This is a genomic window from Natronolimnobius sp. AArcel1 (assembly GCF_011043775.1).
Classification (GTDB): Archaea; Halobacteriota; Halobacteria; order Halobacteriales; family Natrialbaceae; genus Natronolimnobius.
On sequence record NZ_JAAKXY010000001.1, the window covers coordinates 562630 to 583461 of the forward strand.

Annotated in this window: 19 protein-coding genes; 4 read left to right on the top strand and 15 right to left on the bottom strand. The window is 59.2% G+C overall.

Annotated elements, in window-relative coordinates; genetic code table 11:
* From G6M89_RS02720 to G6M89_RS02740, 5 genes are all read right to left on the bottom strand, one after another.
* Positions 1-1074, bottom strand: coding sequence for an ABC transporter permease (locus tag G6M89_RS02720; RefSeq protein ID WP_343162616.1), 1074 nt, complete (start codon positions 1072-1074; stop codon positions 1-3).
* Positions 1061-2074, bottom strand: coding sequence for an ABC transporter permease (locus tag G6M89_RS02725; protein WP_165160256.1), 1014 nt, complete (start codon positions 2072-2074; stop codon positions 1061-1063). The genes G6M89_RS02720 and G6M89_RS02725 overlap by 14 nt, the downstream gene beginning before the upstream one ends.
* A 36-nt stretch (positions 2075-2110) precedes the next feature.
* Complete coding sequence (locus G6M89_RS02730) at positions 2111-3895, bottom strand: ABC transporter substrate-binding protein (RefSeq protein WP_165160257.1); 1785 nt, start codon at positions 3893-3895, stop codon at positions 2111-2113.
* 198 nt (positions 3896-4093) lie between these two features.
* Positions 4094-5032 (bottom strand): HEAT repeat domain-containing protein, encoded by a 939-nt coding sequence (locus tag G6M89_RS02735; protein ID WP_165160258.1) that lies wholly within the window; start codon positions 5030-5032, stop codon positions 4094-4096.
* A 78-nt stretch (positions 5033-5110) separates the two neighbouring features.
* Positions 5111-5356 (bottom strand): hypothetical protein, encoded by a 246-nt coding sequence (locus G6M89_RS02740; protein ID WP_165160259.1) that lies wholly within the window; start codon positions 5354-5356, stop codon positions 5111-5113.
* Between the two features lie 154 nt (positions 5357-5510).
* Between G6M89_RS02740 and G6M89_RS02745 the strand changes: the two genes are divergently transcribed.
* Positions 5511-6611, top strand: coding sequence for a Gfo/Idh/MocA family protein (locus tag G6M89_RS02745; protein ID WP_165160260.1), 1101 nt, complete (start codon positions 5511-5513; stop codon positions 6609-6611).
* 22 nt (positions 6612-6633) lie between these two features.
* Here G6M89_RS02745 and G6M89_RS02750 read toward each other — a convergent pair whose 3' ends face one another.
* The 5 genes from G6M89_RS02750 to G6M89_RS02770 form a co-directional block, all read right to left on the bottom strand.
* Positions 6634-7371 (bottom strand): sugar phosphate isomerase/epimerase, encoded by a 738-nt coding sequence (locus tag G6M89_RS02750; RefSeq protein WP_165160261.1) that lies wholly within the window; start codon positions 7369-7371, stop codon positions 6634-6636.
* 96 nt (positions 7372-7467) lie between these two features.
* The gene (locus G6M89_RS02755) at positions 7468-8349 is read right to left on the bottom strand and encodes an NAD(P)-dependent oxidoreductase (RefSeq protein WP_165160262.1); all 882 of its coding nucleotides are present in this window, start codon (positions 8347-8349) and stop codon (positions 7468-7470) included.
* A 66-nt stretch (positions 8350-8415) separates the two neighbouring features.
* Positions 8416-10992, bottom strand: a complete 2577-nt coding sequence (locus G6M89_RS02760; protein ID WP_165160263.1) for a glycoside hydrolase family 2 protein — start codon at positions 10990-10992, stop codon at positions 8416-8418.
* 299 nt (positions 10993-11291) lie between these two features.
* Complete coding sequence (locus tag G6M89_RS02765; RefSeq protein WP_165160264.1) at positions 11292-12095, bottom strand: IclR family transcriptional regulator; 804 nt, start codon at positions 12093-12095, stop codon at positions 11292-11294.
* A 52-nt stretch (positions 12096-12147) separates the two neighbouring features.
* The gene (locus G6M89_RS02770) at positions 12148-13227 is read right to left on the bottom strand and encodes a Gfo/Idh/MocA family protein (protein WP_165160265.1); all 1080 of its coding nucleotides are present in this window, start codon (positions 13225-13227) and stop codon (positions 12148-12150) included.
* Positions 13228-13896: 669 nt separating this feature from the next.
* Here G6M89_RS02770 and pdhA point away from each other — a divergent pair.
* The 3 genes from pdhA (at position 13897) to G6M89_RS02785 (ending at position 15974) form a co-directional block, all read left to right on the top strand.
* Positions 13897-15024, top strand: coding sequence for a pyruvate dehydrogenase (acetyl-transferring) E1 component subunit alpha (gene pdhA / locus G6M89_RS02775; RefSeq protein ID WP_165160266.1), 1128 nt, complete (start codon positions 13897-13899; stop codon positions 15022-15024).
* A gap of 73 nt (positions 15025-15097) precedes the next feature.
* Positions 15098-15622 carry a hypothetical protein gene (locus G6M89_RS02780; RefSeq protein ID WP_165160267.1) on the top strand — a complete coding sequence of 175 codons (525 nt, stop codon included), beginning with the start codon at positions 15098-15100 and terminating at the stop codon, positions 15620-15622.
* A gap of 172 nt (positions 15623-15794) precedes the next feature.
* Positions 15795-15974 carry a zinc-ribbon domain-containing protein gene (locus tag G6M89_RS02785; RefSeq protein ID WP_255487951.1) on the top strand — a complete coding sequence of 60 codons (180 nt, stop codon included), beginning with the start codon at positions 15795-15797 and terminating at the stop codon, positions 15972-15974.
* Positions 15975-16158: 184 nt separating this feature from the next.
* Here the strand turns inward: G6M89_RS02785 and G6M89_RS02790 are convergent, their stop codons facing one another.
* From G6M89_RS02790 to G6M89_RS02810, 5 genes are all read right to left on the bottom strand, one after another.
* Entirely contained in the window at positions 16159-16518 is a 360-nt protein-coding gene (locus G6M89_RS02790; RefSeq protein WP_165160269.1) for a cupin domain-containing protein, read from the bottom strand.
* A gap of 3 nt (positions 16519-16521) precedes the next feature.
* Entirely contained in the window at positions 16522-17310 is a 789-nt protein-coding gene (locus G6M89_RS02795) for an SDR family oxidoreductase (RefSeq protein WP_165160270.1), read from the bottom strand.
* 73 nt (positions 17311-17383) lie between these two features.
* Positions 17384-17692, bottom strand: a complete 309-nt coding sequence (locus G6M89_RS02800) for a hypothetical protein (RefSeq protein WP_165160271.1) — start codon at positions 17690-17692, stop codon at positions 17384-17386.
* Positions 17693-17892: 200 nt separating this feature from the next.
* Positions 17893-19593, bottom strand: coding sequence for a methylmalonyl-CoA mutase (locus tag G6M89_RS02805; protein WP_165160272.1), 1701 nt, complete (start codon positions 19591-19593; stop codon positions 17893-17895).
* Positions 19594-19693: 100 nt separating this feature from the next.
* A complete protein-coding gene (locus G6M89_RS02810; protein ID WP_165160273.1) occupies positions 19694-20824 on the bottom strand; it encodes an acyl-CoA dehydrogenase family protein in 1131 nt (376 codons plus the stop codon).
* Positions 20825-20832 lie beyond the last annotated feature (8 nt).

Genomic DNA, 20832 nt, shown 5'->3' on the forward strand with positions numbered 1-20832 from the left:
TCATTGTGTCACCGTCGTCATCGGATCTGGTTCGTCGCTCTCATCTGGGTCAGTCTCACCTTCGTGTCGCGTGCGGACGCGTGGGTTGAACAGCCGGTCGGTCCCCTGTGCGAACAGCATCAGGCCAAACGAGAGGATTACGATGGGCAACATCGGGACGACCAACATGTACGTCGCGTTCGGATTGAGCAGCGCACTCGCGTTTTCGTACGCGAGGTTCATCATCACACCCCAGTTTTCCACTCCTCTAAAGGAGAGGAATCCGAGGAAGTACAGCGCAACGCTGTCGTAGATTACCCGTCTCGAGGCGAACACGAAGTTGACCAGAATGTATGGCATCAAATTCGGGAGCACATCCTTCTGAATGATCGTTCCCGTCCCGATGCCCATCGTCCGCGAAGCCTCGACGTAGGAGTTCTCACGCAGGGACAGAACCTGTGAGTGAATCGTTCGGGCGATGCCCGCCCAGACGTTGATCGTAATGATGATCCCGATCAGCGCTGGCGATTGTGGCTCGATCAGAACGACGAGGACGATCACCAGCGGGAGGCCAGGAATCGTCATTGCGATGTCGCTTGCGGTCATGAGGATGGTCTCCGTCCGACCGCCTTTGTAGCCGGCGACAGTGCCGACGATCGTTGCGACGATGATCGTAAAGACGGCACCGGCAAGGATCATCTGGATCATCGTCGGCGTCGCGTGAACGACACCAGAGATCATGTCACGACCACTCATGTCGGTGCCAAGCGGATGACTCATATCCTCGAACGGCTGTGTTCGGGGCTCTCCCTGGCCGGCAACCGGTTGTTCGATCAGCGTGAGTCGATCCAGCAGCCACCACGTCGACGACGAGATCCAGGCGACGAGTCCCATCCCGAGGAATCCGAAAATGATCAGTAGACCGATCTTCGTTCGCCAGTCCGACCACGCGATATGGAACGGCTTGGTGATCGACTCGTTGACCCACTCTTGGGCTCGTTGTTTGTGCGTTACTTGTGTGATCTCGGATTGGGAGAACATTCCCCCGTCCGTCCGTGCGTCACTCCCGTCGGCGGTGTCGTCAGTACGCTTCACCCTCATCACCCGATTTGATCCGCGGATCTAGTTTGCCATACGTCGCATCACCGATCCAGATAGCGATCACCACCCCGAACGTGATGACGAGGAACGTCCCCATCATCAGCGGCATATCGCGGTAGATGATCCCTTGCTCCATGATGAAGCCGATCCCCCGGTAATTAAAGAGGATCTCGAGGATGATCGAGCCACCGAACATGAATCCGATGGAGATCAGCAGGCTGGTATACAGCGGCAACACGGCGTTGCGGCCGACGTACCGAAGTGCGATGCGCCGATCCGACAGGCCACGTAACTGTGCGACTCTGACGTAATCTTCACCGAGTGTTTGGATGCTGTTTCCGCGCATCGTCAGGGCAAGCAGTCCGTAGCCGGTGATGATGAACGACAGCGCAGGCAACATGGCGTGGTGGAGCGCACCGAAGATGAACTCAAATGAGAGTCCGGGATCGACACCTGATGGATAGCGCTCACCAGTTGGGAACAGCGGTGTCCGATAGCCAAGCAGTGCGATGAAGACGACTGCAGCAACGTAGTACGGCACGGAGCTAAGAAAGATCCCAACGCCCGTGTTGGCAAGGTCGAAGTACGACCCTTCCTTATAGGCCATGATCGCCCCCAACGAGAGTGCAAGTGCGAACATGCCAAGCGTTGCAAGCGCCATCAGGAACAAGGTCCACGGCAGGACGTCTGCGATCAAGGTGTTGACCTGCTCGTCGTAGCGAATCGAGTAACCAAAGTCACCCTGTGCGAGGCTCGACATGTACTGATAGTACGCCTCGTGGATCGGTGCATCCGGATCAACCTGTAGCTGTGCGGCAATCTGTTCTCGTAACTGTTCTCGCGGGATGTTCGTCCCGGGTGAGTTTTGCTGAATCTGGGTCGCCATCATGTCCGCCGCACCGCCGGGCATGAGTCGAATAAGGCCGAACGAAAGCGTCGCGACTGCCCAGAGCGTAAAGAGTGCTTGTCCCGTCCGCTTGATAAACCACTTCATAGAGCGTTTATATGCTGATATCGTGTCGCGTTGTCGTCAGTTCTCTGCAGCGGCTGTCGCTTTGAGTTCGTCCTGTTTTGCGAGCCAGTACAGCGGCCAGAACGCCATGAAATGCTCCGAATCATCCGTGTGTGGGAACTCCCAGCCGTCTCGAGAGAGGAACGACTGTTCGTACTTCTCGTCGACAAGGTACATCGGCAGATCCTCGTTGAAGAGTCGTGCGAGGTTCTCGACGCGGTCTTGAATTTCGTCATCGTCGTTCGAGTTTGCAATCGTCGAAATTTCCTCGCGTGGATTGACGCTAAGTTCGCCACCATCGCCGTCGTCGACGGTAATCTCCTCGTCTTCGGGGTAGTTGAAGAAGTTCGGTCGGCCGTGGTCTGGATTCTCGAACTTCCACCGGAACGAGAAGTACGGATGATTCATCGAGGCGTTGCCACCCTCGGTGTGGTTGTAGGCGGCGACGGAGAAGTCACCATTGGCCAGGTTATCGCTCCAGACACCCTGGTCTTCAGTCTGGAGTTCTGCGTCGAAACCGGCGCTATTGAGTTGGTCGACCATGGTGCTCGTCGGCGTCACCCAGTCACCCCATCCCGCCGGAGCGATAATCTCAAACGAGAGTGCCTCGCCGTCTCGCTCCCAAGTATCGTCTTCATCTTCACGCTCGTAGCCAGCTTCCTCGAGCAGCTCTGTCACCATCTGCAGATCCTGTGCGTAGCTCTTGTACTCGTCTGTGTCGACCCAGTCGTCAAGTGCAGGAACAGTCAGGCCAGCCTGCACCGGGAACTCCATTTTGGTGTCCGAACCGGCCGACGCAATCGCGGCATCGGTATCGACTGCGTAGGCAAACGCCTGTCGCACTTCCCGGTCGCCGAAATGCTCGTCTTCGAAGTTGAACACCATTCCCAGTCCGAAGCCGCCGGGAATCTGGATCTGCTCCAGTGTGTCCGGGAACTGTTCAAGTGCGCCAGGACCGGCGAACAGGCTGTGAATGCCGTCGATTTCCTGTGCAGCAAAGGCCTGATGAAACCCTTCGTTGCCACCAGACTGGTGGCCCATCTCGTAGCCATCCCAGTTGAAGTTGTCTGCGAGATGGTGATCATCGCGAACGCCGAACAGTGCCTGGCCCTCTTGGACCTCCTCGAGGTCTATGGGTCCGGACGGCGTCGGTTCATCGACATCGTGACCGAACAGGTCAATATCTTCGTCATCAGCAGGGTCATCGGAGTCGACGACCTGCTCGTGGACCTCGGCCCAATCGGCTGGCGGGTGATCGAGCTCGCGGTCGAGGACGACGTGGCGCATGACGTCGTGGTTCGTCCCCTCATCAAAGCCGATTTCGACGGTGTAGTCGTCGACGGCTTCGATGTCGTCGGCATCGGTGAAGTCGTAGATGTCGTCCTCGAGCGCTTCAAGAAGCTCGAGTTGCATCACGAAGTCCTCGGCGGTGATTTCCTCGCCGTCAGCCCAGGTGAACTCGTCGCTGATGTGCAGCGTCATGACGCCGTCGTCGATATCCCAGTCCTCGACGGCGTGTGGGTAGTAATCGTCCTGTCCGACGAGGTATTTCGTCCATTCGGCGAACAGTGCAAACGAAATATGTGAGTAGCCCGCCCATGGATGCGGATTATACTGAAAGTCCGTAATCTGATGTTCGCCGTCGGCCGTCCGGAAGTACGCGTCGGCGTGGTCGACGACCTCCTGATCAGGATTGACAGCGTCTTCGTCATCGGTCCCATTCCCGTTCCCATTTCCGTTGTCATCGCCGCCGAAACAGCCTGCGAGTGCGGCTGCGCCCGCTGTCCCCGTGACAGCAAGCATGTCTCGACGTGACACTATATTGCCATAGTCTACCATGCAATTTCCAATGTAAACCCAACCCACATAAATGATTGGGTTTGTTGACTGTAAACAAACAATAGTTGGGCACGGATAGCTGGCTTTGCGTGTCAAAACACCCCGCAGCAGCGCTCTTTTCCGGGATTCACCGATTGGGGCGATCAGTCACCTCGAGTCCGGTCACGACTCACTCTCGCTCTCGAGCCAGTCTGCCGTCTCCGTCGCGAGTGTAGCAACATCGTCGCTCGCCTCGCTCTCGGCAAACTCTTGGAGCCGACCGATTGCCGTCGTTGCCTCCGCGTATCCGAGCGCACGGACCGCTCGAGCGCGGACAAACGAGACATCGTCCTCGAGTCGAGCAATCAGCGGGCCGATCGCGTCCGCGGCGTTGTCGGGGTCGGCCTCAGCGATGTGTCGAACAATCTCGATAGCCCCACCGCGAACGGACGGCTCCGCATCAGCAAGTGCTGGCACAATGGCCGGGAGACGCTGTGCACACGTCGCCGGCTCGATGCGAGCAATTTCGACAAGGATATTCGCGATCACTTCTCGCGTCCCAACGGACCGCATCCGGCTGCGGGAGAGTTCGCTCCCACGGCCCGTCAACATCGACACTCGAGCCGTCTTTTCAGCCGGGGAGAGGTCTGGGGCGTCGACGAGTTCCTGTGGATCATTGACCGTTGGGCCATCGACGAGTAACTCGAGGAGTCGGTCAGTGTGAGGGACGAACGCCGATGCGTGCGAGTCGGTCAGCGGCGCGAGCGCACCGGCAGCCCGAAACCGAAGTAAGGGCGGGTCACACTCGAGCAGTTCGACGAGCGTTGGAAGAGCCGAGACCATCGACGATGGCCGCTGGCGGGCAAGCGTCATCGCCGCCATCGCCGCGGCGCTCTGGACAGCAAGGACATCGTCCTTGAGAAGCGCGTGAACACGGTCGGTGTATTCGAGTGCCTGCTCGAGGTCGTACGTGGCGAGTACCGAAACAGCCTGTAACGCCGTTGTCCGGTCGCTTGCCAGATCGGCATCGAAACACGATTCTACAACCTCGAGGTCGATCGCGTCAGGATTGGACTGTACCGCGGCTCGCAGTGCTGTCACGTGCCGTTGCTGTGTCGACATCGTTCACAACGATGATGATAGATCGGCATATAGTTGGCGGTTACGGGGATGTCTCCTGTGAAATAATCAGACGGCCCATTACTCCGGTTGTTCGAACTCGTTGGTTACCTGCCCGCAACGCCAGACACAGTACGCGGCGGGAACGATTGTCAATCCGAGAAGCGCGATGGTGGTCAGCGAGATAACATACGCGTCCGTCTGTTGGTCTCCGAGAGCCATCGCCACCACCGTGAGCGTGAGCAACGTCGTCGTAAAAATCAACAGTAAGCGCAGGTACGGACGGTAATCACAGACGGAGTCCCAGAACTTCTCCCGGCCACTCATACTCATCTGACCCACACACCTCGCTGTCGGTTCGATCCCCGCAGATGCATACCGGTGTAGTTGCACCCTCCTCCCTAAAGTGTTGCGTCGGTATCGTATTTCGGCGTCAGTCGAATCGAAAACGCTAACCGCCGCGTTCGGAAACTGCGAGGATATGAGCCAGTACACAGTGGCAGTCATCGGTACCGGCCCCGACCCAGCTAATCCAACACTCGAGGGGTTCGCGATGGGCTACAGACACGCGGAAGGCTACCGAAGCCACGACCAGTGCGAGGTCGTCGCCTGTGCCGATATCGTCCCCGAAAACGGCGCGGCGTTCGCCGAGACGTTCGAGATCGACGCCGAGTACGTCTACGAAGACTACAACCGACTGCTCGAAGAGGTCGAACCGGATATCGTCAGCGTCGCGGTCCCGCCGGCGATTCACGAACCCATCGCCACCGACTGTGCGAAACACGACGCTGTGCAGGCGATCCACTGCGAAAAGCCGATGGCCGATAGCTGGGCGAGCGCCCAGCGGCTAGTCCAAACCTGCTGGCGCTCCAACACCCAACTGACGTTCAATCGCCAACGCCGTTTCGCCAAGCCGTTCATCGAAGCCAATCGACTGCTTGAGGACGGCGCAATCGGCGACCTCGAGCGCATCGAAATCGGCTGGGGCGACTTCTACGATACGGGCGCACACACGGTCGACCTCGCCACGATGTTCGCCGGCGACCAACCTGCCGAGTGGATCATCGCCCAACTCGACTACCGCGAGGAAGACGTTCGCTTCGGCGCGCATCAGGAAAATCAGATGTGGGCGCAGTGGGCCTACGACAACGGCGTTCACGCCGTGCTCTCGACCGGTGCGCGAACCGAGGTCGTCGGCGCCGCGTTCGTCCTCCGCGGGAGTGAGGGCACGATCCGCATCGACGCCGACGACGGGCCGATGCTCGAACTCGAGCAGGCTGGCGACCGAACGCCAGTCGACGTTGACGGCGAAGGAATCCACCGGACCAATGCCGAACCCGACGGTCGCTACGGCTCACTGCTACACGACCGCGCGATTAGCGATCTGGTCGACGCACTCGAGACCGACACGGAACCGGCGCTCAGCGGTCGAATCGGACTCACCACTGCCGAAATCCTCTTCGGTGGCTACGAATCCGTTCGTAAACGCGGTCGCGTCGAGTTCCCACTCGAGATCGAGGACAATCCGTTCGAAGCGATGATCGACGACGGGACGCTCACGCCCGAACCCGCAGAGGAGTGAGTCGGCCCGCTATTTTGCAGTATTAGCGAAGCGACTCGAGCGTCTCGGCACCGTTTTCGAGTGACTCGCGCGGGTTTTCGGGGTTGTCGTGTTCGTAGATGTACCACTCGACATCGGCGCGGGCAACGGCCTCGGTGACGGCCTCGAGGTCGAGGTCGCCTGCACCGAGTTCGACGCACTCCATGGTCTCGCCGTCAGCGTCGGCGAAGTGAGCGAGCGAAATGCGGTCGGCGTACTCCTCGACGTACTCGGCTGGGTCGACGCCGCCTGCCTGCGCCCAGCCGAGGTCGATCTCGAAGCCGATCTCGGCTCGAGCGAGTAGTTCGTCCATCGCCGCAGCCTCGCCGAGGGAAACGAACTCCTGGTCGTGGTTGTGATAGTGCAGGTCGAAGCCGTCGTCCGCGAGAGCGGATTTGACAGCTTCGAGTCGGTCGGCTGCGGCTGCGACGGCTTCCTCGGACTCGAAGTGTTCGGGATCGAGCCATGGAACGACGAGCGTCTCACAGCCGAGTCGGCCGTACAGATCGACCATCTCGTCGTAGCGCTCCTCGAGATCCTCGAGGCCGACGTGGGCGGCAGCAACGTCGAGGTCATTGCGCTCGAGTGCGTCGAGAACGGCGTCGACATCAGTCTCGTCCTCGCGAATGCGAAGGGCAAATTCGACGCCCTCGAGTGGGGTCTCCCCGACGAGGTCGAGAATGTCAGGCAATGGTGCGTCGATATCCCGGAGCGAGTACAGCTGGACTGCGGTTCGTGCCATGCTGTGACAACGACCTGCCCAGACGATAAAGGTGGTGACGGCGGCCGGGACCGCCGGTTCGACTGCCGACGTATCGGTTTGCGTCGCCGGCCCCGCCTACAGGTCGCGCCAACTCCGTTCCGGCTCCCAACCGAGCAGTTCGCGGGCCTTCTCGGTACTGATCAGTGCCTCGTGACCCTCGAGTGGGGACTGAATCTCTGCGTCAGGGAAGTACTCCGCAGCCAGCGTTGCAGCGTCGACTTCGGCCGACGTATCTCCAGCGACCGCCCAGAACGCCTCGTGGCCGTCGAACGCAGCTTCGACCGCATGACGAGCGATCGACGCCGCATCGTCGATATGGATGTAGGAGAACACAACAGCTCGAGTCGTATGATGCCAGGCGTCTTCGAGGCCCTCGAGCGAACGATCCGGCTCGACGAACTCCTCGCGAAGTTCGTCGTCGGTCGCAACCCACGGATACCGAAGCGAGGTAATCGTCGGCGCGTCGGGCTGGCGTCCGAAGCCGTCCGCGGTGACCTCCATCGCGTGCTTGCTCATCGCGTAGGGGTCTCGCGGCGTGAGCGGGTGGTCCTCGTCAACCGGCAGGTATCGGACGTCCGTCGGCGCGTCCTGATAGGCCGCCCCCATCACGTTGATGCTCGAGGGGAGAACAATCGACTCGAGTCCGAGTTCGGTGGCGGCCTCGAGGACGTGATATGCGGACATGACGTTGCTCTCGTAGGTCCGGAATCCGGGATGCTCGGTCGGGCCTGGAATCGTGCCCATATGGATCACTGCATCCACGTCGCTGCGTGCGATTGCGCCGTAGGTGTCGCCCGCATCGAGGAGATCCGCCGAGCAAAACGCGTCCGAAATGTCTTCGCCACGCCGCCCACGGGAGATATTGACCGTCTCGTAGCTGTGGTCCGCCAGTTCGCGGAGAATCGCCTCGCCAATCTTTCCGTTGCCGCCCGTGACCGCAACTCGTTTGATTGTCATACCGCCAGTATACGGCTGTACGAACCGAATAGCTGTCGATTCCAGCCAGTTTGGGACGGCTGTGCTTTAGGAGTACGTCGACCACAGGCTGCGCACTGATAACGCCTCCTCGAGGTCTGCATCGCTCACATCCACTTCCTCGAGCGGGACGCGAACCTCCTCGCCGGGGACGAGATGGAAATAGTTGTCCGCGAAGCGACCGGGCAGTGACCGCGCCTCGAGTTCGACGAACAGCGCTGTGGAATCCGACTCCACAGTCACTGTGCCGTCGGTAACGTCGACACCGAGGTCCGGCTCCGAGAGGTCGAGGTGTTTGAACGGCTCGAAGAAGGCAAAATCGGGGGACGACTCGACCGGCGCGTCCGTCTCGAGTGTCGACCGGACGAACACAGCGGTCGGGTCGGCATCGCCGAACGCCGAATCGGGCACTGTTGCAACGGCGCGACTCTCTTGGGCCTCGAGCGAGACCGACTCCTCGCGAGTGAACACGCACTCGCCATCGAACGTATAGGCTTCAATCGTGAGCGTCCCCTCGAGTGGCTCGAGTCGGTCGCTGGTCACCCAGATCTCAACGGAACAGTCGCGCTCGCCGTTCTCACCGTCGGTGTTCAGGTTCAGTTCTTTCTCGCCGTCGTCGAGACCTGGCCGGACCGACGAGACCAGTACGGGCTCGTAGAAGCGTTTCGCCATGTAGTGGAGCACCTTCCACTCGCCGCCGTACTCAATCGACGACCACGAGGCGCAGGGCCAGAGGTCGTTGAGTTGCCAGTACAGCGTTCCCATGCAGTACGGTTTCAGCCGCCGCCAGTGCTCGATGGCCGTCTGCATCGCCAGTCCCTGCTGGACCTGACTGAGGTAGACGAGATCGTCGAATTCGAAGGGCACACGGAAGTGATCCGCCATTCGCTGGAGAATGCGCTTGTTCCCACCGGGATTGCGCTGGTGGTGTTCCATGATCGGCGCGGTCGGATTCAGTTGATCGTCCGGAACAACTGTTGAAAGCAGGTCACTCGAGGCAAAGGACTGATAGCCGAACTCGGAGACAAACCGCGGTTTTACGGTCAGATAGTCTGCGAAGGGCTCGCCATCGTGCCAGACATCCCAGTAGTGAATGTCGCCGCGAGAGTGGTCGTGTGGCTCGAGTTCGCCGGTGTCTGCAAAGAGGCCGCCGCTCGAGGGCGATCCCGGCCAGAACGTTCTGGATGGGTCTTCCGCGGCGACGACGGGCGCAATCGTCTGGTCATTGAGGCGCTCGTAATCGGTGTAGAACGCCTCGATGTGTGGATTGTCGTCGAACCAGTTGACCAGCGACATTTCGTTTTCGTTGTTCCCACACCAGAGCGCGAGCGAGGGGTGGTTTGCGAGCCGACGCACCTGATAGCGAACCTCCGCTTCGACAGAGTCGAGGAACTCGTCGCTTGCGGGGTACAGCGCACATGAGAACATGAAATCCTGCCAGACGAGCACTCCGAGTTCGTCACACAGATCGTAGAACCGCTCGAGTTCGTAGTAGCTGCCGCCCCAGACCCGGATCATGTTCATATTCGCCGCGACAGCACTCGAGAGGAGTTCTTCGTAGTCTTTGTCGTCGACGCGGCCACGCAGCGTCTCGGTCGGAATCCAGTTAGCCCCCTTCGCGTAGATTCGGTTGCCGTTGACCGCGAACGCGAACGTCTCGCCGCCGTCCTCGGTCGGCTCTCTCACGAGTTCGAGGTCACGAAAGCCGATTCGGTCGGTGACGGTGTGGGCGGCCGCTCCATTCCGAAGCGTCACCTCGAGCGTCGACAGTGGCTGCTCGCCGTAGCCGTTCGGCCACCACAGGTCGGGGTCGGAGACGGTGAGTGCTATCGTCGCCTCGTCCTCGCCTGATGCAAGCGTCACCTCCCGCGTCGCCCGTTCGCCGTCGAGATTGGCCTCGAGCTGGTAGGTCCCGCCTGTTGGCGCGTCCGTACCGACGCGAATCGAGAGTGTGACATCGCCGTCCTCGTGATGGGTCTGTTCGGTCGTCGTATAGGAAATTTGGGGGCTCGAGTAGCCGACGATTCGGATATCGCGCCAGATGCCGACGCCGGGGAGACACGGCCCCCAGTCCCAGCCGAAGTGATACTGTGCCTTCCGGATGAAGTTTCGTCCCGGCTGGTCGACCGGGTAGCGAAGCAGTGGCACGTCGTAGGGATACTCGTCTCGCTGGGCGGCCGCGTACTCGACTGGTGAACGAAACCGGACCGCAATTCGGTTTTCGCCGGGCTCGAGCACCTCGGAAAGATCGAACGTGTATCGGCGATGCATGTTGTCCGTCTCGCCGACCGTCGTCCCATTGACTGCGATTTCGGCGACCGTATCGATGCCGAGACACTCGAGCTCGAGTCGATCGTGGGTAAGCAGTGACTCGCCGACGTCGAACGTCCGCTGGTACACCCAGTCCGTTTTGCCGACCCACTGGTGAGTGAGTTCGTTGTCACCGTCGTAGGGATCCGAAATGATGCCGGCGTCGAAGAGATCAGTGTAGACATCGCCCGGTACAGTGGCGCGTACCCATTCGGTAGCTTCAGCGATATCTGCGTCTGCTGCCCGAAACTGCCAGGTACCAGTGAGTGAACGGTGACTGTGCTGTTGCGTCCGTGTCGGATCAGATCGTGCCATGGTTGCCAAGTAGCGCCGGTCTGCCGCGATCGCGCCACGGCAGACAAACTGGAATCATCCGCTGTTCCGGCTGTATCGTCTCTATACACCACCAGGCCACATACAAATATGTTATGAGGTGCATAGAACAACAGTGTTTGAGATAGTCAAAGTGACTGTCGTGAGAGAAGTAGCCTCCTCGAGACGCTTGTGAAAACCGCCAACAGTCGGGGAACAGTCATCTACCATGGCGATTGCCTACGACGTGCAACCAGTCAGTCGGCGACAGTGGTTTCACATCATCAAACCTCTCGAACTGACTACTGCGGAACGTTCTCTTCCCACTCAGAGTAGGTCGTATTCACTTCCACGACACCGACGATGTTCTGCAATTGATTTGGGATTGTCGTCGAGAATCGATCACCGGTGAGTCGCGACGTTGGCCCAGAGACACTGATCGCACCCAACAGTTCGTCGGATCGATTCGTAATCGACACCGCGACACAGCGAACACCCTCGTGTCGTTCCTCATCGTCAAACGCTACATCGCGGGCGCGAATCTCCTCGAGTTCAGCCACCAACTCATCGCGGTCCATAATCGTCTCCGGCGTAAACGCTCGCAACTCGAGGTCATCGAGCAAGGCCTCTACACGCTGTGCCGGTAACGCAGCCAGAAACGCCTTCCCAGCGGCCGTACAGTGCAGTTCCTCGACTTGACCGACGTACGAACGAGCCTGATCGACGTGTGCACCAGTCGACTGATACAGCGTAATTCCGCGCCCGCGTTGCTCGACAGCGAGTCGAACCTCTTCGCCCGTCTCGGCGGCCAGTCTGTCTACATCGTTTTTCGCCAGCTGATAGAGTCGCTGTCCTGCCCTCGCCTGGCCGCCGTAGGTTAGAAACTGCAGCCCAAGTCGGTAGCGGCCATTTGTTTTCTCGAGGCAGTTGTACAACTCGAGGGTCTTCACGTAGTGATGTGCCGTACTCTTTGACATCCCAATATCGGACGCGATTTCGGTTACTCCGGCTTCCTCGCGGCGACGAATCGACTCGAGGATCTCGAGCATCGTCTCGATCGATTTGATCGTTTTCCCCGTCTCCGACCCCGAGCGTTGGTCGTTCATACTTCTTTCATCCATGGGCGAGTACAAATAAGTGCTGGGCGTTGGGAACCGACTACGTCTCGGTCTCTGTGTAGATGCGATCGACGCCGCGTTGGGTCGTGAGTGCCTGTCGAACATTACACTGCTCTGGGCGTGTCTCAGTGACGACCGTCTCGAGGAACGTTGCAAGTTCATCACGGAAAGGATCGTTCTGCTCGCAAACGATTTCTGAGTTAACGAAGTGGTCGGCCGCACCACCACGCACTTCATACAGCGTGAGGTCGTTTCGTTGATCGATCCACGGATCGATCTCGTCTAAAGTGTTCGTAATATCGAGCGACGCACCTGCTTCCGTCCCTCGAACGTCGTAGGAGTGAACTGATTCGGCGTTCGTTGCCCATGCAACCTCGATACTCGCTGTACAGTCATTTTCGAACTCGAGGAACGTATGCACCGAGTCTTCGACATCGTACATCCGCGCCTCGCCATCTTCACCCCACATCTCCAGATAGGAGTAGTCCTCTCGCGGCCCAAATTCCGAATTCGATTGACCAAGAACGTTGTCGATTGCTGGCCAGCCACAAAAGTACAGCACCATATCCAGCGCGTGGCTGCCGAGGTCCATGAGTGCGCCGCCACCAGCAATCTCTCGAGACGTGTACCACGTGCCACGCCCCGGCACCCCGCGCCGGCGAATATATTTCGCCTGAATGTGGGTAATATCGCCGAGGTAGCCCTGGTCGATGTAGTCTTTCAACACAGTGCAGGGATTGCGAAATCGGTGGTGATAGCCGACCATGCACACCCGTTCCGTCCGTTCAGCGACCTGTGCAATGCGTTCTGCACTCTCGACGGTATGTGCCAGTGGCTTCTCGAGTAACACGTCCAGGCCGGCCTCGAGCGCTTTCGTCGCGACGGGTTCGTGAAATTTCGTCGGCGACGAGATGATCACGGCGTCGATTGGTTCGTCAAACAGATTTGACGGGTGCTCGAACGTCTCCGTTTCAAACTCCGCAGCGAAGTCAGCCCGGATCGTCGGGTCCGCATCAGCCCCCAGCACGTCGTGACCTAACTCTTGAAGCGCCCGCGAGTGTCGCGTTCCGTGGCTTCCCAGCCCCACGATCCCGATCGTTAGTTGCTGCCGATCGTCCATAGAACCCTCGAGTAACGCAGACGAAATAAAGGTTCAGCATCACGTACCATACTTGGCGTGACCACTCATCGCAGTACCGAACCGGCGCACTGGTGCAGGGTGCTCGCACACAATCGTCGGTTCCTGTGCAGTTTGTTTGATGATATCAAAACAGCAATTGGCCAAGTGAACGCAACCTCGAGTCGAGCGTCGCTCGAGAAGTGAATTACAGTTGTATAGTTGTAAACGGAAGCCGAATAGTCGTTGGAGAGATTCCGGCGGACGAAAAGACAGGCTGTCGGTCTGTTCACGAGGCAATTATGAGGTCAATCGTATATATTTCAACCATAATATATTTTGTCCTTTTTATCGGAGCAAAATACTATCTGTGAAGAAAAGAAGAGACATAGCTCAAACAGGGAGTAGCCAGCATATTGTCCCCTAACTGGACCATAGTGCTGTTCTTGTTGCACCATCATAGCGAAATGGAAAGTAAGGCAAGTTTTCAGTTGTATCACCAGAGACCCCATTTAACGTGCCCTATAGTCATCTCTGGTGGGTTTCTGGCTATCCACACACATATTATAATCTGTTTTATATTTCCTACCACTCATATATTAGGATTTGGTATTTAATCATCTCCGGCTCACCAAACGAGTGTTTATTACAACTGCCTCCGATCGTGGGTACATGTCACAGGCTTCGCTCGAGTCAGTCGTCTTCGACCGAGCGCCGTGCGACCAGTTGCAGGTGCTCGATACGGACGGCAACGTCGTCAGTCCCGAACTCGAGCCAGTACTCGAGGATGAAACGCTTCGGGCGATGTATCGTGATATGCGCTTTGCACGGCGATTCGACGAACGAGCGATTAGTCTCCAGCGGCAGGGGCGAGTTGGAACGTACGCCTCGCTTGCGGGCCAGGAAGGGTCACAGATTGGGTCGACGTATGCACTTGCGGATGCGGATTTGCTCTCCTATCAGTACCGCGAGCACGGTGCGGTAATCGCACGGGGACTTCCGTGGGAGTATCTGTTATACTGGCTCGGCCACGAAGCCGGAAACGCTGCGCTTGCCGACCTCGAGATCTTTCCGCTCAATATTTCGATTGGGGCGCACCTTCCCCACGTCGTTGGCTGGTCGTGGGCGGCACAGTTGAAAGACGATGATCGCGTCGGTGTTGTCCACTTCGGCGATGGGGCGACCTCCGAGGGCGACTTCCACGAGGCGCTCAACTTCGCTGGCGTCTTTGACACACCAACGATTTTCGTCTGTAACAACAACCAGTGGGCGATTTCGGTTCCACGAAAGGCACAGACCGCGAGCCAGACGATCGCGCAGAAAGCACACGCCTACGGCTTCGAGGGCGTTCAGGTCGATGGCATGGATCCGCTCGCCTGTTACGTTGTCACACAGGCCGCACGAGCAAAGGCGCTCGAGCCGACCGATGGGCGCGCCCGACCGACACTTATTGAAGCCGTCCAGTACCGCTACGGCGCACACACGACAGCTGACGATCCATCCGCATACCGCGACGAAGCCGAGGTCGAGCGGTGGCGAAAGCGGGATCCGATTGACCGCTTCGAATCGTATCTTCGTGGACGGGACCTCCTCGATGACGGCCAGATAGAGACGATCGAAGCCAACATCGAATCGACCCTCTCTGAACTGATCGAACGCGCCGAAGCGGTGACAGCCGATCCACGGGCGATCTTTGAACACGTCTACGACACGCCGACACAACGACTCGAGCGCCAGCGGAAGACCCTCGAGCAGTACAGAGCCGAACACGGCGACGAACGGTTACTCGAGGACGAGTAAACTGCCGCGATTGTATATAAAGCGTACACGGGGACAGGCAAGAGGCTATCCGAGTCTCGTTCAGAGTGAGAATATGCAACTCGAGGAGCAACGACGGGAGACACAGACGGAGGCGACGCCAAATGCGGCCGCGTGGCACGGGACAGTGCCGAGCGCGCTCGACGTGCGCGTGCTTGGATTGGTCGGTGTCGTCGCAGCGCTGGCAGCCTCGCTGAATATTCCGTTTGGTGGGGGAGCGATGGCAGCCGGTGCGTTCGTCGTCATCGCAGCAGGCGGCGCTGTCGTTCATATACTTGGTGAGCGGAAACTCCGGCGAATTACGGCCGGACTGGTCGAACGCTGGGTCGATGCTGGCGGGCAGATCACAGACGTAACGCGCTCGTCCGACGGGTTACAGACGAAGTGGACCGTCGAGACGCCAGACGGTGACATCGTCATCGGCGGGCTCGCATTGGTGCCGATTGCTCGTCTTTCGGTCGAGTGGCAGGGCGTCGGCGATACGATGGACGCGAGTGACGCCGAGGAGAATCTGGACAAACTCGCTGCCGGACTGTACAAGGAAATCTTCGCGATTGGGTCGGCCCCACAACGACCCTGAGACCGACCAAAAACAGCGCTTTCTCGCGAATCGATTCGAGCCTCGAGACGGATGGCAAACAGCCTCGTCGTCGTGATATTTTGTACACTAGTAACGGACAACACAATGGTTGTTGAGACACATCATCCACAGGCGACTCCTAACAGACATTCGCTTGAGAGTAACATTTATATTGGCAGACATTGTCACACACGTCTGTGAAAGCCGTATGAAACGATGGGAAAGCAACTACGAATGCAAAGAATGCGAGATAACGGTTCATCCCGTTTCGTACCGTGCCGCCTGTCCCGACTGTGGCGAACCGCTACAGACGAGCGGCAGAACACCCTCGAGGTCGAGCTACGGTAGCTAAAGTAGTCAGTGCCAGCATGGACGTCCGAATCGCATCCGACTGTGCAATCGGTATCCAGCAGTGGCAGGTGTTCCGATGACACCGCCACAGTGGAAGTCGACCCCGTACTGGATGACAGTCAGTACCGGCGACGAGTAGTCAGATTCAACCGCGAACCGGTACGACAGACCACGTGGTACGTTCGTTAGTCATCTGCGTCGTCCTCGCGGTCCGTCCAGAACTCGAACGACCGACCAGGTGCGAACACATCGAGTCCGACCGCCCGCTCGTCGCCCGTGTTTTCGACCGCATGCGATTCCCAGGCGTCGAGCCAGACGGAATCGTACTGCTCGAACGTCACCGATTCGTCTTCGGTTCGAACAGTCAGTTCGCCCTCGAGACAGAAACAGACCTGCTCGTGTTCGTGGTCGTGCATCGGCGAACTGTGGCCTGGGGGTTTCTCGAACCACTCGAAACTAAAGCGGTCGCTCCCGGCTAACGCTGCGCGTTGCCACCCGGCGTCGGGTTCGTACGTCTCAGCGTCGTCGAACGAAACTGGCTCCATCCGTTAGAGGTTCGACCCGGTCGTGCCGCCGTCGATGACGATGCTCTGGCCGTTAATGAAGCCAGACTGTGGCGAGGAGAGGAACGCGACGGTGTTGCCCAGTTCCATCGGATCGCCGACGCGCTCGAGTGGGTTGGTCGCCCAACTTGCCAGTCCCTCCTCGTAGGAGTCGTACTCGCCACGCTCGACGCCCTGGTCGACGAGTTCCTCGATACGAGCCGTCTCGTGTGGGCCGGGAAGCACTGCGTTCGCCCGAACGTCTGGCGCGAATTCCTGAGAGAGCGTCTTCTCGAGGCCGATGACGCTCATCCGGACCGAGTTCGAGAGGACGAGGCTGTCGATTGCCTCCTTGACGCTGCGGGAGGTGATGTTGACCATCGTGCCGCCATCGCCGTCTTTCAGGTGTGGCTCGGCTTCGCGAGCGAGGCGGACGACGCTCATCACGAGCAGGTCGTAGGCCTGATACCAGTCGTCGTCATCGGTCTCGAGGAACGGGCCGGATGGCGGGCCGCCGGCGCTGGTGACGAGGTGGTCGAGGCCACCGAACTCGTCGACAGTTGTCTCGACAAGTGTTTTGATATCGTCTTCGTCGGTGAGATCAGCCGGCTGGGCGACGACCTCGCCCGTTGCAACGTCTTCGATTTCGGCTTTCGCTTCGGCGAGTTGGTCCTCATCGCGGCCGTTGATGACGACGTTGACTCCTTCGCGAGCCAGCGCCGTTGCCGAGGCCTTGCCGAGTCCACTCGAGGAAGCTGTTACCAGTGCCGCGTTGCCGTCGATTTGCAGATCCATATCGTTCGTACACCGCCGCGAGAGAACGAAAAAGATTGTCGTTGCGGTAAGGGGACGTTCGCGAGCAGCGTACCTATCGGCCGGCGATGATCCCGCCGTGGCTGTGCTCGCCTCGGATGCGATAGAGCAGAAAGTAGATCCCGACGGTACCAAGCGTCAGGAGCAAGAATCCGCCGGCAAATGCAGTGAACACGATGGCGATCTCGCGGACCGCGGCCGATGCAGGACCACCGGCGACGTAGATGGCACCGACGATCAGTGCGAGGACGCTCGTCACACTCGTCGCAATGATCGCACTCGAGGCAAGGATATCGACGACTCTGTGTGAGCATCGCAGTCCGAGGTCGACGTAGGCTCGAGTGTGTGGGCGCCGTTCACTCATGGACACCGGACTCGAGCAGAGGTGGTTGGATGTGCGGGTGGAGGCGGGGACCGATGGACATAGGGTTATTTGTTGGTACTCGTGACAACCATATAAAATTATAGTTCGATAATCAGTACCAGTAACTGCTGATCGGCAGGGAACCAACACCACACAGCACGCAAGAGCGTCTCGCTGAACGACTGTCACCCCGGCGCGGACTATACTGGACTGAGTTCCTCCTGATACGCGCCGTGATGGTCCTCGAAGACCTGCATAATTTCGCCCATTGTCGCGTATGCTTTCACCGCATGAATAATGGGGGGCATGACGTTCTCATCGCTGGCAATTGCGTCAGATAGCGCCTCGAGGCGGACATCAACGGCGTCATCGTCGCGCTCGGCTTTGACGGACTCGAGGCGCTCGAGTTGCCTGTTTCGAGTGGTCTCGTCGACCTGGAGAATGTCCGGTGCGGTGTCCTCTGCAATCGTGTACGCGTTGACGCCGACGACGGTTTCCTCGCCGCGTTCGACGCGTTGTTGGTACTCGTAGCTGGCGTCGCCGATTTCACGCTGGAAGTAGCCGTCGCTGATGCCGGTGAGGACGCCATCGCGAATCGACCCATCGCCCAACTCTCCGATCTCCTCGAGATATACCATGATCTCCTCATCAAGTTCGTTCGTCAGCGCTTCGATGGCGAAACTACCGCCCATTGGATCGACGATATCAGCCGCACCGGATTCCTCTGCGATGATCTGTTGGGTTCGAAGTGCGACGCGGACGGCCTTCTCGCTCGGCAACGCCAGTGCCTCATCGAAGCTGTTGGTGTGCAGTGACTGAGTGCCGCCCAGCACGCCCGCAAGTGCCTGAATCGTGACGCGGACAATATTATTGAGCGGCTGTTGGGCAGTCAGTGACTGGCCCGCCGTCTGTGTATGGAATTTCAGACGTTTGGATTCGGGTTCGGTTGCGTCGTACCGGTCTTCCATTACGCGGGCGTAGACGCGACGAGCAGCACGGAACTTCGCGACCTCCTCGAAGATCGAGTTATGCGAGTTGAAGAAAAACGACAGCAGCGGGGCAACGTCGTCGATATCGAGGCCACGCTCGAGGCAATCCTCCACGTAGGCAAAGCCATTGGCGAGGGTGAACGCGGCTTCCTGTGCGGCTGTCGAACCGGCTTCGCGGATGTGATAGCCCGACACCGAGATTGGGTGAAAGCGCGGGGTTTCGCCGGCCGCGAACTCGATTGTATCTGTGACGACTGCGAGTGAGGGCTCGGGTGGGATTACCCACTCCTTTTGCGCGATGAACTCTTTGAGCATGTCGTTCTGAAGTGTGCCACGAATCTCATCTCGAGGCACGCCCTGTTGATCGGCCAGCGCGACGTACATCGCGTAGATCACCGGCGCAGAGGGGTTGATCGTAAAGGATGTCGAGACGTCGCCGATGTCGATGCCGTCGAATAGAATCTCCATATCGCGGAGGGTATCGACCGCGACGCCTTCCGTGCCGACTTCGCCCTCGCTCATCGGATGATCCGAGTCGAGGCCCATCAGCGAGGGCATGTCGAACGCCGTCGACAGCCCGGTCTGGCCCTCCTCGATCAGGTACTGAAAGCGCTCGTTCGTCTCCTCTGCCGTTCCGAAGCCGGCGAACTGGCGCATCGTCCACGTCCGCCCGCGATACATCGTCGGATACGGGCCGCGCGTGTACGGTGGCTCGCCGGGGAATCCGAGATCCTCGTCGTACTCGAGGTCGGCGATATCGTCGTGCGTATACAGGCGCTCGACCTCGTGATTCGACACCGTGGCGAACCGCTCTTGGCGCTCGCCGTGGCGCTCGAGGGTTGGCTCGAGTGTCTCACGTTCCCAGCGCGTGCGCCCGCTGCGGACCGCCTCGAGGTCGTCGTCATCGAACATGCACGCTCTATCGGCGTCCGGAAGCTAAAGTGTTGGTACCACACCACACGGCGAGAGTGGACGGAAGTGGACACGACTGGGCAGCAGCCGACAGTACCGCTCACTCGAGGACGTGCCGAGCGATCACTTCTTTCTGGATTTCGCTGGTGCCTTCGTAGATTGTGGTGATTTTGGCGTCGCGGTAGTAGCGCTCGACGTCGAAATCGGTCGTGTAGCCGTAGCCGCCGTGGATCTGGACGGCTTCGTTTGCGACGTCGACGGCGGTTTCGCTCGCGAAGTACTTCGCCATGCTCGCGGCCATCGGGTCGACGCCCGCTGTGTTCTTCCGTGCGGCGTCGCGAGTCAGCAGGCGAGCGGCTTGGACGTTCGTCTGCATCTCCGCGAGTTTGTGCGAGATCGCCTGATGGTCGCTGATTGGCCGGCCAAACTGCTCGCGCTCCTTGCTGTAGGCTACGGCATCATCGAGGGCGGCCTGAGCCAGGCCAACGGCCTGACTCGCGATGGCGATTCGCCCGCCAGTCAGGATCGAAAACGCGGCTTTCAGTCCGTCACCGACCTCGGTGAGTCGATTTTCTGCGGGGATTCGAACGTCGTCGAAGATGAGCGTCGTCGTATCGCTCGCCCGAAGGCCGAGTTTGTCCTCTTTCTTCCCGACCTCGAGGCCGTCGGTGTCTTTCGGGACGAGAAACTGGGTGACTGTCTCGGAGTCGTCGCGGTCGGTTTTCGCGAACAGGATGACGACGCCTGCGCGCTCGCCGTTGGTGATCCACTGTTTCGTGCCGTTGATCACGTACTCCTCGGCGTCCTCGTCGAAGCGTGCCTCAGTGCTCATCTCGGCCGGATTCGATCCTGCCTCGGCTTCTGAGAGTGCAAACGCACCAACCGGCCGGCCCTCAGCCATCTCCGGGAGCCAGTCCTCGATATGGGCCTGTGTGCCGAACTCGCGGAGACACGACGTTGCGAGCGAGTGGACCGACAGCGCCGTCGCAAGCGAGAGGTGCCCAGCAGCCAGTTCCTCGTAGACGATACTTGCCGTGAGCTGATCAGCGTCGAACCCGCCGTACTCTTCGGGGACGGTCAGTCCAGTCAGATCGAGGTCTGCGAGGCTATCCCAGACGGATTCGGGAAACTCCTGGTTCGCATCCGCCTCCTCGACTGCAGGCTCAACCTCCCGTTCGACGAACGACCGCACCGTGTCCCTGATGAGTTCCTGCTCGGCTGAAAGCGCCATAGCAGAAC

What these genes read in the sequence shown, in the direction of transcription:
- G6M89_RS02725 (WP_165160256.1), bottom strand. Translation starts at nt 2,074, where the DNA reads ATGAAGTGGTTTATCAAGCGGACGGGACAAGCACTCTTTACGCTCTGG.
- G6M89_RS02730 (WP_165160257.1), bottom strand. Translation starts at nt 3,895, where the DNA reads ATGCTTGCTGTCACGGGGACAGCGGGCGCAGCCGCACTCGCAGGCTGT.
- G6M89_RS02735 (WP_165160258.1), bottom strand. Translation starts at nt 5,032, where the DNA reads ATGTCGACACAGCAACGGCACGTGACAGCACTGCGAGCCGCGGTACAG.
- G6M89_RS02740 (WP_165160259.1), bottom strand. Translation starts at nt 5,356, where the DNA reads ATGAGTGGCCGGGAGAAGTTCTGGGACTCCGTCTGTGATTACCGTCCG.
- G6M89_RS02745 (WP_165160260.1), top strand. Translation starts at nt 5,511, where the DNA reads ATGAGCCAGTACACAGTGGCAGTCATCGGTACCGGCCCCGACCCAGCT.
- G6M89_RS02750 (WP_165160261.1), bottom strand. Translation starts at nt 7,371, where the DNA reads ATGGCACGAACCGCAGTCCAGCTGTACTCGCTCCGGGATATCGACGCA.
- G6M89_RS02755 (WP_165160262.1), bottom strand. Translation starts at nt 8,349, where the DNA reads ATGACAATCAAACGAGTTGCGGTCACGGGCGGCAACGGAAAGATTGGC.
- G6M89_RS02760 (WP_165160263.1), bottom strand. Translation starts at nt 10,992, where the DNA reads ATGGCACGATCTGATCCGACACGGACGCAACAGCACAGTCACCGTTCA.
- G6M89_RS02765 (WP_165160264.1), bottom strand. Translation starts at nt 12,095, where the DNA reads ATGAACGACCAACGCTCGGGGTCGGAGACGGGGAAAACGATCAAATCG.
- G6M89_RS02770 (WP_165160265.1), bottom strand. Translation starts at nt 13,227, where the DNA reads ATGGACGATCGGCAGCAACTAACGATCGGGATCGTGGGGCTGGGAAGC.
- pdhA (WP_165160266.1), top strand. Translation starts at nt 13,897, where the DNA reads ATGTCACAGGCTTCGCTCGAGTCAGTCGTCTTCGACCGAGCGCCGTGC.
- G6M89_RS02780 (WP_165160267.1), top strand. Translation starts at nt 15,098, where the DNA reads ATGCAACTCGAGGAGCAACGACGGGAGACACAGACGGAGGCGACGCCA.
- G6M89_RS02790 (WP_165160269.1), bottom strand. Translation starts at nt 16,518, where the DNA reads ATGGAGCCAGTTTCGTTCGACGACGCTGAGACGTACGAACCCGACGCC.
- G6M89_RS02795 (WP_165160270.1), bottom strand. Translation starts at nt 17,310, where the DNA reads ATGGATCTGCAAATCGACGGCAACGCGGCACTGGTAACAGCTTCCTCG.
- G6M89_RS02800 (WP_165160271.1), bottom strand. Translation starts at nt 17,692, where the DNA reads ATGAGTGAACGGCGCCCACACACTCGAGCCTACGTCGACCTCGGACTG.
- G6M89_RS02805 (WP_165160272.1), bottom strand. Translation starts at nt 19,593, where the DNA reads ATGTTCGATGACGACGACCTCGAGGCGGTCCGCAGCGGGCGCACGCGC.
- G6M89_RS02810 (WP_165160273.1), bottom strand. Translation starts at nt 20,824, where the DNA reads ATGGCGCTTTCAGCCGAGCAGGAACTCATCAGGGACACGGTGCGGTCG.